Below are 14,784 nucleotides of genomic sequence, written 5' to 3' on the forward strand. Positions count from 1 at the left end.
GAGCTTTTTAAAAGCCTGACAGCAATGTCAGGCTTTTTTGTTTTTAATTAATAAATACATTGATGGCACAACAAGTCCCGATAGCTATCGGGGGTTTTTTGTTTTTACTCGATAAGTAAAGATTAACAATATAATATCCTTGGTTCTCCCGATAGCTATCGGGGCAAGAGAGTGAGCTTTTTAAAAGCCTGACAGCAATGTCAGGCTTTTTTGTTTTTAAATGATAAATAATAACTAACAATATAACATCCTTGGTTCTCCCGATAGCGATTGAGGCAAGAGAGGGAGTTTTTTTATAGGCCTGACAGCAATGTTAGGCTATTTTGTTTTTAATTGATAAATAGGTGCTGGTAATACAACAAGCCCCGATAGCTATCGAGGCTTTATTATTGTAAAAAACTTGTCATTTGAAATTACAACGGTTTCATCGACATTAATTTCAACTACTACTGGGAAAAACTTTTTATTAGTTAGAAAACACTTTTCTAATTCTTTATTTTTAATTAGAAATATTAAAATGTCTCTATAAGATTTTAGTGTAACTTTTAATTAAATTGCACGAAACAATAAAGAAAATTTTTGGATCTAGAAAATTCTAATCGAATTATAAAATTCAAATTATAATTAAAAAATAAATTCAAAAAATCACTAAAAATGGTGATTGTTTCTATAGAAAAATTAACTTTAATTTGTCTTGCTTAATATTTACTGTGAATTCTATTTTTTAAAATATTAAAAAATAGATATTAGCGCCTGCAAAGTCTCATAATAGTTATTTAAATCGTTTACTCCTATTTAATCAAGCTATGATTTACAGGAATTATATAAACTTTTGAATACCTAGCATAATAGTTTGTAAATTTTAATTAAGATCAACTGTTTTTTTTTGGTAACAAATTATTTACTTAAAATCTGCAGTAAAAAACATTTCTTTTTAAAAAAAAATTACAAATATTTATAAAATGAAAAATAAATGACAACTAATTTAACAGTTATAGATTTTTTCTGTGGAGCTGGTGGCTTTTCAGAAGGATTTAGACAACAAGGATTTAAAATACTATATGGTTATGACCACTGGAAACCAGCTGTAGAAACATTTAACCATAATTTCAATTTAAATTGTGAAATTAAAAATATTCTTGATTTCAAAAAATCAGTTGAAGAAATTGAGAGCTTACCTGATACTGATGTAATTTTAGGCAGTCCTCCTTGCGTTAGTTTTTCTAGTTCAAATAAATCAGGAAAAGGAGATAAATCATTGGGTCTTGAATTAACCGAAGCTTTTTTAAGAATTGTTGCAATAAAAAAACACAAGCCTGATTCTATTCTAAAAGCTTGGTTTATGGAAAATGTTGTAAATAGTAAGAGATATTTACAAACGTCATATACCTTTAAAGACCTTGGGCTCACAGAATGGGCTAATAATAATAGGATTGGTCCTAATAATATTGCTATTAATCTTTTTGAAAATAGTGCAATAATTAATTCCGCAGATTATGGATCACTACAAGCTAGAAAAAGAGTTATATCTGGCGAAATTATAAAGAGAAAAAAGTTAGTAATTCCACAAATCACAAATCAACAAAAAGAGTCTAATCTTAATCTTCCACTATATAATTCGTTAAGTAAAATTAGAAATCACTTCCCTTCTCCATATGATAAAGAAAGTAACGACTTAATCAAAGACATCCAGTATCCAATAGAAATTCAACAAGATAAGATAACCGATCATTTCTACGATACAGGCATTTATGAAGCAGAATGGAGATTTTCCAAACATTACAAAACTAACCATCCATTTATGGGGAAGATGTCTTTTCCTGAAAACGAGAATAAACCTAGTCGAACAATTACAGCAACAAAAATTGCAAATTCAAGAGAATCAATAATTTATAAATCTGAAATTAAGAGAAAAGGTGATGGTGAATATAGATTACCTACTGTTAGAGAGGCAGCTATAATAATGGGGTTTCCCATAACATATCAATTTATAGGTTCTGAGAATACTAAATGGAGATTAGTCGGAAATGCAGTTTGTGCATCCGTAAGTAGAGCATTTGCAAGAACAGTTATAAATGAATTAGGAACCAAAGTTGGAAAAACAATAATAGTTGAAGATTCTCCAAATTTAAAAGGAGTATTAAATTTAAATAATTATAATTTAAAAGTTCTAGACAATCCGCCTATTAAGAATAAGAATGCAAGGTTTAGATGGCAACCTGTTAAAGAAGGGAATATGACAGTTACACTTTCTAATTACAATATTGAAAAAAATACTAAAGCAGATGAAAATTGGAGAACCTCAATACAGTATGGCACGGGTAAAGGATTCCCTATTCAGCATGTAGGTGATCTATACTACAAGCAATTAGAGTCCATTATTTCTAAAATTAAAGGTGGCCATAAATTTTTAAAAGTAATCAATAATGGTTTTTTGGAAAAAATAGGTAGTTCAAAAGAGCTTCAAGAAATGTTTGAATTACAAAAGTCGATTGGTGGCTTATTGGAGCCAACTCGACTTGTTGATGAATTAGGTAGCATTATTCAAAACATTATAATAGAGGAGCCAAACTTTACACAAATCAATACTACCATTTTTCTAAAAAATACGGTACCAACAAGACAACTTTTTGCTTTGTATGCCATTAATAAAATAGCAACTGTTGCTAATTCAAAATAAAAAATATGCCAATACATTTTATTGACAATTATGCTAAACAAAATTTAGAAACTACCATTATTAATCAAGATGGAAATACCCTATTTGGTGAACTTTGGTTATATGAACAATTTCTTTCCTTTAATAACAATCAATTTGTTGAGGATGAAATTTGGTATTTTAAGCATAACTATAATTTATCAACTCATCCATCTAGCAAAAGAAAAGTTGAAGGTCAAGTTGATTTTCTTTTACTTTCTAAACAAGGGTTGTTAATAATTGAAGTAAAAGGTGGCGGTCTAAGAGTTGACGAAAATGATTGCTATTTCTCTTCAGGTGGCGGTAAAGAATATGAAACTCAAAATCCATTTACTCAAGCTAAAGAATACGTCCATACTTTTAAAAAACTGATTGACTCTTCTGTTTTTGTTTACCGAGCAGTAGTTCTTCCACACGAAGCTGGTTTCATTTTAAAAAGTCCTCAGTTAGTTGGTTATAGAGATATATTCTTTTCAAAAGCCGATATTACAGGTTTGAATGAAAGAGCAATTCAAACTATTTTTTTCAAGTTTATTAATGAATTAGGAAGAAAAGCAAGAATTAGAATGATAAAGGAACTATTCCCTAATTTAAGTACCGAAGTCATTTCAAAAAAGGCTTACGAGCAATATCCTGAATTGAGTTCAAAAGAATTAAAACGATTGAAATCTGAGCTTTTCCCAACACAATCGACTTACGGTTATAATCCTGATAGAATAAATGCTGAATTAATTTTAAAAGAAAACTATGAAGTTTTAAAAGGTTTAAGTCGCAATAAAAATGTTATAATACAAGGAGCTCCAGGTACTGGAAAAACAGCTCTAGCAATAAAGTTTTTAGCTGAAAATTTATTAAAACAACAAAAAGGTATTGTCTTTTGTGCAAATAAATTGATTAGATCCAAATTAGAACATATTATCCTTAATGATTATCAACTAGACCCTAACAACATAGATTTTAGAATATTTTCGGATGTAGTAACGCAAGATAGTGTTACAGCTGATGTTGATTTTTTAATATTTGATGAGGCACAGGAATACTTTGATAAAGGACTATATGATTTCATCGAGAAAATAATTTCAAAATTAGACAAACCTAAGATTTTAGTTTTATATGACCCTGATCAAGCAATTGCATCTAATCTGAAGGAGTTAGCTTGGTATACAGATTTCTTTATTGAAATTGGATATACACACTATCATTTTAATGAGAATTATCGTTGCGCCCAAAATATAGAAATAGGAGAAATTTCAAATTGCTTATTGTATAATGAATATGGTAAAATAAAAAACAAGTATAAAAGTAACTTGATGTGTGTTGATGATTTAAAGCAAAAGTTAGAATTATTTAGCTTTATTTTAAATGATGTAAACTTTACAAGTTCGGAAAAAATCATACTAATACATAGCAATTTAATTGAAGATTTCATAAAAATAGTAAGTGATTACTTTTACAGAGATATTGAAGAATTAACAGAAGCCAACATTAATATTTCTTCAAATAAAGTTAGATATAGTAGTCCTATTAAATACCGTGGTTTAGAAAACGAATCGGTTTATTTAATTACTAAGGAATTAAATGATAACACCAAAGTTCAAAATTATATTGGAGCAACTAGAGCAATGAATTCACTTAAAATTATATTATGGAAGTAATATTTGATAAAATTCATGATGTGGTTCTGGAGACTTTAGAAATTCAAGATAGAAAACCTTATATTCTAGAAGTGATTGGCAAATGGTATTATGACTTTTTGATATCAAACCAAGAAAAATTAACTCTTTACTTACCTTGTTATGATGAAAATTTATTGAATATAATTTATGATTACGTTCGTCTATTTTCACTTACCTATAGACTTTTAAAAAAGAATCCAGTTTCGAATTTTGAAGGTACTTGTCTCTTAAACATCTTTGATTATAATACAAAAAGAAATAATTTTAGTTCTGGTATATCAACAATTGACTTTGTGAAAAAGTCTGGTAATTTCTTGATATGGTCAGATAATATCGCAGTTGAAACAAATAGATTTTTGCCAATATTTCGTAAAGAACAAATTGAAAATTCCCATTGGCGTATCACATATAATACATTTAAGTTATTTAAAAGCATAAGTAATCAAAGATTGATAAATCATCCAATTGTAATTGATTTTAATTTTGATATATGTCTGTCAATTCAAACCGGAGAACAAATTAGACCTTATGAGTATATTCTTTTTAATACTTTAAAATATAATTCTGATATGTCTTTAGAAGAAGTTATTGAATATGAGGATGAATCTTGCAAACAAGACATTGTAAATCTTTTTACACTAAAGTATCCTTATCACAAAAACATTCATGATTACCTGTCAAATATTGGAAAAAAGAAATTTGATTTAAATATTAATTCTCGCTTCTGTTACAATAATTTACAAGAGCATGATATTATTTTATTACCAGAGGAGATTAAACCTAACAATACTAACTTACCTGTATTAATTCCTGATTTTAAAATATTTGACACTAATCATAATTTAGAAATATTTGAAATTTTAAGTAATTTTAAAGTCCATTGGAATGAATATGAGTTTAATAAATTTACTAATCCATTCCCAAAATATTGGTTTTTATTTATTAATCCATCACTCCCAAAAGAGGATTGGTTTAAAATGTTTAAAATTGATTATCCTATTGTTGCGGAAAAACCAATAATTAATGAAATAAAAAAAATAATTTATTTATTACATGAATTGGATTGGGGTAAACAATTAATTAATGATATAAATAAACCAGTACTATTGTTACCTGAAATAAAAGGGACTCGAAAGAAAAAATTAGAGAAATCATTAAATTCATTTAAACACTATTTACATGATTTAAATAGTAGCGTACTTTTTATTGATAATAACGAAATTGATTACTACCTCAATGAAAAAAATATATTGTTATTAGATGCCTTTAACATTATTAATCTAGTCAATTTACTTTCAAAAAAATCTGACTTTAATATAATAATTCCTGATTTCATATATTTTAATTATCAGCCTTGGATAAAATATCATATTTTAAATTATCAGTACGAACCATTATTGAATCCTATTAGAGAAGATATTGATGCTCAATTTTCTAACAACAAAGAAAAATATCAAAAATATAAGTTAGAATTAATTCAAAATATAAAAAAAGATATAATAAATTACAGAAAGAAATACAAGCAAGAGAATATTGAAATTGAAATTGTAAATATTGAAGGTGAGGATATTATTTTTTATAATGATGAAGAAATTGAGTTCAATAACAAAGTGAAAAAAGAAAATGATAACAAGGAGTATTTAATACATACCATTCAAGGTATAGAATATGTTGAAAAAGGAAATACTACTATTTTATTTAGAAAAAACACTCTTATTTCAAGTTGTGTTTCTCAATTAAATATTGGTGATAATTTTATTTTACAAAGAGAAGTAAGTTCAACTATAATTAGAGATAATTTAGTAGACAAACTAAGTAAAATACCTGATACAGTAATTGGTTTTCAAATGCAATTATCAAAGTACAATAATGTTTATAACAAATTAAAGAAATTAGGTCTAGAATACATTGGCGGTAGTAATTATTTCAATAAAAAATATATAATTGAGACAAAAGATTATAATAAAGACCGATTTATTTTACCAAAGAAGAAAGAGCATTGGAAAATTATTTGCGAATTTTTAGGAATTAATACAAATGATATGTTTCAAGCATGGATTGCCCATTATGGAAGAAAACATTTGAATGAAATAAAAAGAATATACAAACAAATATATGATTTGTGTTTGCAAAACAATTATTTAAGTGAAATTGAAAACCCTGATTTAATATTAAAAGCTTCTATATATATTGAAAATAATATTTCAATATTCGAAAACGATGAAGAAATTAACACAAAAGAAATAGCAAAATCAATTCTATCTTCTATGACAAATGAAATAAATTTTCAAGAAGTAAAAGAAATAAAAATTTTAAATTGATGAATGATTTTAGAAAAAAAAGAAATAGTCTTGAGTTATTTGTTCGTGAGCAGATAATTGGACCTGGTGCCTTTAACAACCGCTTTTTCTTTTTAGAAAAATGGGATACAAGTGAATTCAACGGAATTGACTTTAAAGTCAAAAATGTAAATGCACTTGATAACAAGAGTGAAATTTTAGCTGAGGTTCCTGCTTATCAATATAGTTCTGCAATTCTTTTTCCTGAAACAAGGATATCAAAAGGAACGGAAACACAACTTAAAGAGAAATTCTCAGAATCGGATATTGATGGAGAAAATTCGGATACAGAGGATATAGAAAAGGGTGGAGATGATGATAGAAATATTGACAATACTGAGGAAAGTTTGATTAGTAAACAGCAGAATTATCCCAATTCTTTTGGTCTCTCATTTGTTGTAGGTAAAGAAACTAATTTGCAAAATGATTTGACCGTGAGTGTTTCATTTAGAAAATATCATAATATAAATAAAAAGGAATGTTTTAGTAGTAAACTATCTTGTTTAGTTTCTGAATATGATAATGAAATTGAAATTGCAATTGAGAATTACTTTAAACCTTTATTTGCATCAAATAGAAAAAATAACAACCTTTTTATATGTCTTAATCAAGAAATCAATAAGAATAATATTTATGATATAGATTATATTCATTTAAATAATTATTTCCAAGCAACTCTTTTAAAAACTATAGGTGATGTTTTCAAAACAGAAATAGTCGAACTTAAACAAAAAAATGGTGTTATATATTATGGTCTTAAAGGTGATTATGATTTGCAGTTTTATTCTATTTCAGAATCAATAAATTATAATGGTAATGAATATAAAAATGTAGCTTCACTATATGATAATAGCATAATTAATCATATCAAGGGTAAACTTAAAGAAGATTTATTTAATTATCCAAATTATAAAAAGCTTATAAAGGAAATCGAAATATTCAATCAGTTAAAAAACTATGTAACTGATTTAAAGTCTGTATACAAACCAAGAAATGCTTCTCCAATTTGGGAGGCAAAAACTTTTGAAAACATTTCAATCTCTTTACCAATTCATGATGGAACCAGTAAAATATTTAGATTAAATAATCAAGTTATTGATAATAACATTAAAGAGGTTTCAGATTTAATATATTCGGTACAATATATTCGTAAAAATGAAGAAATATTTGTTAAAATATTATTGATTAATAAGGCAAATATTATTCTTAAGGAAAATGAGCCACCACAATTAAACAAAAAAGATGAAGCAAACCTAAAGGCATATTTTGGTATTCAATTAAAGGTTAATGAGATTAAAGAAAATACTCTAAAGCAATATAATCCTCCTCAATTATTAGATTTTGATGAAGAAGATAACTTTAATAAGTTACTCTACAGAAATTGCCATGACTTCGGTGAAGGATACAACACATCTGTAAATTGGGGAAATACTGATAAATATAAGTTTATAAAAACAGAATTTCTTCCAGAACAAGAAACACCAAAAGTAGATTTTAAACCTAGTAAAATTGTTAATGGAAAAATAGTTACTAGAATTAAAAATGATTCCATTTTATCCATGCGATACCTTTCAACTTTATCTGACGTTAGGGACAGTGATGTTTTAGATGGTTTAAAAGATTTTGTGAATGAATACAAAATATGGATTGAAGAGAAGGAGAAAAATATTAATGATGAAAATTTACTTAAAGAAGCAGAAAAACAATTATTAAATAAACAACTATTAGCTTGTGATAAAGACCGTATTAGGTTAGAAAGAAACATTAAATTACTTAATAAAGATAAAAAAGCAATGGCTGCTTTCAGATTAATGAATACAGCTTTACTAATGCAAGTACATCATAAAAATGGCGTAGAAGAATCTGTAAAAGAAAAACGACAAGCTAGTTTTAGTTATAATAATACTGAAGAATATTACAAATCTTGTGAATACATCAAATATCCTTACACTTGGCGTTCATTCCAAATAGCTTTTATTTTACTAAACATTGATGCTTTTGTTCGACCTGATCTTGACGATAAAACTGTAGAAAACATATTCTCCAATGGATGGCCTGAAAGAAACGAAATAGCAGATTTAGTATGGTTCCCAACTGGTGGTGGAAAAACTGAGGCTTATTTAGGGATAATTGCATTTTTAATTAGTTACAGAAGATTTACTAAAGGAGTTAGAGGAAACGGCACAACAGTTTTAATGCGTTATACTTTGAGATTGTTAACATTACAACAATTTCAAAGAGCAACTATGTTAATTTGTGCATTAGAAGCTATCCGTAAAGATAGTTTTTCAATACCTAATTCTTATAGTCTAGGTGATTCTAGAATTACAATTGGTTTATTTGTTGGTTCTGGCTCATTGCCTAATCAATGGAAAGGCACAGGTAATTCAAATGACACAAGCATGGAGAAAGAACTTGAAAAAATAGGTTCTTGTATTGAAGTGGGTAAAGAAGTGAGTACAAATCTTCCATTTACTGAATGCCCATGGTGTGGTAGCGATTTATTTATTGATAAAGAATTAAGTAATGTTGCTACCTCAAGTCCAAAAGGAAAAATGGTTTATGGCGTAGATAATCAATTAAATATTTGTTGTAATAACTCATCTTGCACTTTTAAAGGTAGAGGAAGAAATAGACCTCACGATGATTTTAGCCTGCCTCTAAGATTATTTGATGAGGATATTTATAAATACCCTCCAACACTACTTTTTGGGACGGTAGATAAATTTGCTGCTTTAGCAAATAATGTATCCACAAATACTTCAGAAAGAAATAAAGATTCTAGGAGATTATTTGGAAAAGGACACAATCATGACACTTTACCACCAGAACTAATAATACAGGATGAGTTACATCTTTTACTTGGCCCTTTAGGGTCAGCTGTAGGACTTTTTGAAAAAAGTATAGATTACTTATGTACAGAAAATGGTATAAAACCTAAAATAGTTACTTCTACAGCAACTACAAGAAATACAGATAAACAAATATTTGCTCTATTTAATAGACGATCTGAAATATTTCCAAAACAAGGGATAGTATCAGACGATTCATTTTTTGCATATTATGAGAGATTCATCGATGAGGAAGATGAGGAAAAATATATTTCAAACCGAAAATATATAGGGATTTTACCCGTGGGAAAAACCCAAGTTTGGATGCAATTAAGAATAGCTTCTATTTCTCTTACTCACAGATTAAAATATCTAAAGGAATGCTATTCAAATGATGAAATATTTGAAAAACCTGAATTATTAACTGAACATAAGGAAGTATTTGATTATTATCACACAGTTTTATCCTATTTTAATAGTTTAAAAGATGTAGGTAAGACACAATCACAATTAAGTCATTATTTACCAGGAGATGTAAATTTTGTTACAAAAAATACTATCACATGGAGCTTTTTAGATAAGCTAATTAGAAACGAAAGTGTTATTGATTATTCTGAACTTACAGGTAGATTAACAGGAGAAGATGTAAAGTCTAATCTGTCTAGCATTGAAAACAAATGGAGTCTAATTTCAAATGAAGATAACTTATTAAAATTAAATTCTAATAATCCTCCAGAGTTTGTGATATCTACAAATATGATTTCAGTTGGTATTGATGTATCAAGATTCAATACTATGATTATAAGTTCAATGCCAAGAAATATTGCAGAATATATCCAAGCTTCAAGTAGGGTTGCAAGAAGTAAAGAAGGAATTGTATTTACTATTCATCATCCATTTAGATCTCGAGACATTTCACACTATCAAAAATTTAAAGAATTTCACCAGAAATTTTACAGTTATGTAGAACCAATTTCAGTTACCCCATTTGCAAGTAAAGCAATGGAAAGATATTTAGCAATGTATTTATCAGTCATAATTAGACATGATGAGACTTTGATGCTAATGAACAATGCAGATGCGTGTAATATTAACGACATTAAAATTAATCAAATCAAACAGATGATTACTAATCAAATTAATGAAGTTGAAACCAATGCAATTAAACTAGACACTTATTTAAAAACAAGAACTCATAACGTAGAATCAAGTGTTGACGGTATTATTTCTGAGGAAGAGTTGGTAGATTTAAATAATAAAGTTGAAATGCTGTTAAATAATTGGGTTATTAGATTACAAGGTAGTGAGCCTAATCCTGAATTATCTTTTTATAAAAAAGACATGATTTTGAATTCTTTGTTTATTAGATTAAGTGACAATAATTACCCTGATCATTGGAAAGTTGGTTATTCACTAAGAGAAATTGACCCATCAGTAGTAATAAAAACAGTTCAACAATAAAATTATGTCAGCAAAACAATATTTTGATAATACACAAGCTAATGAAGCCATAAGTAAATTTAAACTTTTATCATCTTATGGTGGTCCTGGTTCAATAGTACATACAACATATGGCAGTATCATAGTTTCTTGTATCGAAGAATGGGGATTTTTAAAAAAAATACTGGATATTCAAAAACATGCGATTGATACTGGAGTAAAAGAAAAGGATATAAAAGATTATGTTATAAAACACGCAAAATTAGAGATGAACGGTAATATAGGTCTTTCAAATGATACTAGATTACTGAAATCTTTAATAAATAGAAAAGATTTAAATGAATTAAAATATTTAGTTCTTATACCTGATATTGCTGTTCAAGATTTTTCTAATAAAATTAAAAATAGCGGAAGTGAATTAGCAATTAATAGTTCATTTATGCCAAAAGTATTTTTTGATAAGAGCAAACGTTACAAGTTTTACAAAGAATGGTATAAAGAATGGTGCAAAAACAAGGAAAATGATGATCAATATGGTGCAAAATTTTTTCCTCCAAAATATAATACTGAAAATAGTATATCAAATTTAACTCAAGATAATATTGTCTTAATTTGTGATCATGGCCATATCAGTGATTTTCCATGGTCAAAATTTTTGAGATGGAGGACCGATTCTCCTATGGAAATAAATTCTGAAAAACCTATTGAATTATTTAAATCACAACCATGTTGTGGTACAGAAGATTCAAATACTTCCATAATTAAAATTACTTCAAGCACAGCCAACGCATCAGGTTTTGATGGAAAATGGCTAAAATGTGAAAGCTGTGGTAAACAAACCTCATTAAAAGGATTGATGAGTGTGAAAATTAAATGCCCAGGACACAAACCATGGGAAGCCATAACATCTAATAATGGTGAGCTTAAATATCATTCTGGAAATTCTAATTCAAGGTCTAAAATTCCGCCATTAGAAAATTGTTCATCAACGAAAGCGATGAAGGTAGCCTTAACAACAGGAAATAATTTATACTATTCTAGGACGCTTTCTAGTATATATATGCCTGACGAATTATTCTTAGATGAAAAAACATTAAAATTGAATTCTCTTGAACGAGAGTTGGAATTAGCTATGGATAATAAAAATTTCGAAGAGGCAATGAGAATAAATAGTATAATCACTTCGCTAAAGGCTGAAATTAAAAATAGTTCTTTAGTTGAAGAAATCCAGGATTCTGAAAAAGATATACAGTATCGCTTCGAAGAATATAAAGCTTTAGCATCAAAAGATGAAGATGAAATAAATGTTGATAAAGATAGTGAGCATTTAAAAGTAAAAGATGTCACTGCAAACATTGCTGGTTTAAACTTAGAGCAGTATTTTTCAAGAATACTTAGAATAGATAATATGAAAATTACTTCCGCTCAACTTGATTTTTCAAGAGTTGTTCCTTTAGATTCTGATGCCGATAATGTTATATCAAAAAATATTTTTAGCTCAAAACCTGATAGTGTCCAAGTATATCCGGTAGTTGAAAATTACGGAGAAGGAATCTTTTTTTCTTTTAATGAAGAACTAATTAATGAATTTTCAAGTTCCAAAGGAATAGAATCATTAAACGAAAATTTATGTGAATTACATCAAAAGAGCGATACTTTTTCAGAAGGTGCTATCAAATATGGATTAGAGAATAATTGGCAGTTATATCTAGTACATACTTTTGCTCATTTAATTATGCGAGAATTAGAATTCAAATGTGGTTATCCAACAGCATCTTTGTCCGAAAGAATTTATGTCTCAAATGATGAAAAATATAAAATGTATGGTTGCATGATATACACAACTGAAGGAGCTGAAGGAAGTATGGGAGGACTGATTGCTCAGACAAGACCAGATAATATAAAAAACCTTATTTTGAGTGCTATGAACAGATCTACTATTTGTAATAGTGATCCTTTGTGTTGGGAATCTGATGGTCAAGGATTATTCGAATTAAATTTCGCATCGTGCTTTTCATGTAGTCTTGTAAGTGAGACATCTTGTGAGCATCGAAATATTTATTTAGATAGAAGAATTTTAGTAGATGAAAATAATGGTTTCTTTAAAGAATTAATAAAATGAGTTTTTTTTCTAAAAATGAGAATTTCATCAAAATCAAGTTTCATAGTGATATGAGGGGAATGTCTTTAGAGCAAAAGATATTTCATTATAATAAATATTTAAAAAAAGATACCTTAAAAAGATTAAAAGAGTATTTACAAAGGTCTGAAGAAGAACTTAAAAATGAAGATTTAAATAGTGAAGATTTTAACTTATTTACTTCATCTCAAAATGAACTGCAAAATAAAACAAGAGATTATTTAGAAGTTATAGATTTACTAAAAGATTTTGAATTTGAATCAATTTTAAACTCAATTTACTTTGAAGGTTTTAATAAACAATTACTATCTGTTCTTGGTGAGCAATTAATTAAAAGCAAACCTATTGATTTCCAAGATAAATTTTTGATTTTAAATCCATTAAAAAATAATGAAGATTTAGCGAAAATAATTTTAACTGAACAATTAAACTTAACAAACAACGATTGGTTGATAGAAAGTGTTAACCAAAATCCAATAGTAAAAAAACTAACCGTATGGATAGGATTGAAATTAATTGAAAAAAATTCAGAATCTGAAATTACGCTAGTATTATTTCATTACGCTAAATTTTGGAAAACAAAATATTCAAATCCTTATAATGAGATAAAAGGTATTGTATTATTAAATGATTTGATTTTAACTTTAAATAAAGAACTTCAAAATTTGAAAATAAATTTCAAAATAGTTTTGAATGAATTATCTAAGATACTTGACTCTTTACTTTTTAATATTAATTCACCTCCATTTTTAGAAAACGAACTCACTTTAAGAAACTCAAAAGTGCCAGGATATGGGAAAAAGTTGAATGAATTTAATTTATTACTAGAACAATCATGTAAATATTTAGTTAATTATGATAAACTTTCTAATAAAGAGCTCTTTAAAAAGTATTTTGATGCAGATGAATCAATTCAAAAATTGATTTTTGAAATTATTAAGAATAGATTTTCAAATGAATACATTCCAAATAGTTATGACATAGATTATTTTAATGAAAATTATTTGCAATGTATAAATGATAGTCAAAAATTAAATGAATTTTATAATCGAATTAATTATCTTTTTGAATTGAAAACTTATTAAATGACGATGTTTTAGAAAAATTGGATAAACAAAATGAAAAAAGAATATATTGTAAATATCATTTAAGAACACGCAGTTAGCTTACTATATTGTGAATCTGAAGGACAAGGGCATTTTGATTTAAACTTGCATGTTTGTTTGTCTCTTCCTTAAGTATCACAAACAGCTTGTGAAGAAACGAACTTAGGTCTGCATAGAAGATTATTAGTGGATGAAAAATTTGAGTTTTTATGTTATACTATTCCATTTCTCACTTACTGATTGAATTAATCATTTTTCTTTATAAAATCTCTAAAGTAATATCTATTTCATTACCATACACTTAACTGTACGCATCCAGTTTTTATGAGAATTCAATGAAATACTTGTCAGTAGACGCCTTGTAAATATCAAATTTAATAGTATCTTTGCATCTCTCTATTACTGGCAACATTGTCTGCTAGAGCTTTAAAACAAATTACATTTGTTTTAAAGTAAAATATACAGTTTCCTTCTTAGCTCAGTTGGTTAGAGCATCTGACTGTTAATCAGAGGGTCCTTGGTTCGAGCCCAAGAGAGGGAGCTTTTTAAAAGCC

6 protein-coding genes and 1 tRNA gene are annotated in these 14,784 nt (G+C 27.4%); all 7 read left to right on the forward strand.

The annotated features are described in order from the left end of the window. The first annotated feature begins 973 nt into the window (after nucleotides 1-973). The 7 genes from H603_RS16785 to H603_RS0112460 all read left to right on the forward strand — a co-directional run bounded on the left by H603_RS16785 (nucleotide 974) and on the right by H603_RS0112460 (nucleotide 14,771). Entirely contained in the window at nucleotides 974-2,680 is a 1,707-nt protein-coding gene (locus tag H603_RS16785) for a DNA cytosine methyltransferase (RefSeq protein ID WP_035675999.1), read from the forward strand. 5 nt (nucleotides 2,681-2,685) lie between these two features. Beyond that, nucleotides 2,686-4,353 (forward strand): NERD domain-containing protein, encoded by a 1,668-nt coding sequence (locus H603_RS0112435; protein WP_026708921.1) that lies wholly within the window; start codon nucleotides 2,686-2,688, stop codon nucleotides 4,351-4,353. Beyond that, nucleotides 4,344-6,695, forward strand: a complete 2,352-nt coding sequence (locus tag H603_RS0112440; RefSeq protein WP_026708922.1) for a hypothetical protein — start codon at nucleotides 4,344-4,346, stop codon at nucleotides 6,693-6,695. The genes H603_RS0112435 and H603_RS0112440 overlap by 10 nt, the downstream gene beginning before the upstream one ends. Next, nucleotides 6,695-11,005 (forward strand): helicase-related protein, encoded by a 4,311-nt coding sequence (locus H603_RS0112445; protein WP_026708923.1) that lies wholly within the window; start codon nucleotides 6,695-6,697, stop codon nucleotides 11,003-11,005. Before H603_RS0112440 ends, H603_RS0112445 begins: the two co-directional genes overlap by 1 nt. 4 nt (nucleotides 11,006-11,009) lie before the next feature. Beyond that, the gene (gene drmB, locus H603_RS0112450; RefSeq protein ID WP_026708924.1) at nucleotides 11,010-13,106 is read left to right on the forward strand and encodes a DUF1998 domain-containing protein; all 2,097 of its coding nucleotides are present in this window, start codon (nucleotides 11,010-11,012) and stop codon (nucleotides 13,104-13,106) included. Beyond that, a complete protein-coding gene (locus H603_RS0112455; protein ID WP_026708925.1) occupies nucleotides 13,103-14,209 on the forward strand; it encodes a hypothetical protein in 1,107 nt (368 codons plus the stop codon). The genes drmB and H603_RS0112455 overlap by 4 nt, the downstream gene beginning before the upstream one ends. A gap of 488 nt (nucleotides 14,210-14,697) precedes the next feature. After that, nucleotides 14,698-14,771: transfer RNA gene (locus H603_RS0112460), tRNA-Asn, on the forward strand. The last annotated feature ends 13 nt before the right edge of the window (nucleotides 14,772-14,784 follow it).

The sequence above is a fragment of the Flavobacterium frigidarium DSM 17623 genome (assembly GCF_000425505.1).
Taxonomy (GTDB): domain Bacteria; phylum Bacteroidota; class Bacteroidia; order Flavobacteriales; family Flavobacteriaceae; genus Flavobacterium; species Flavobacterium frigidarium.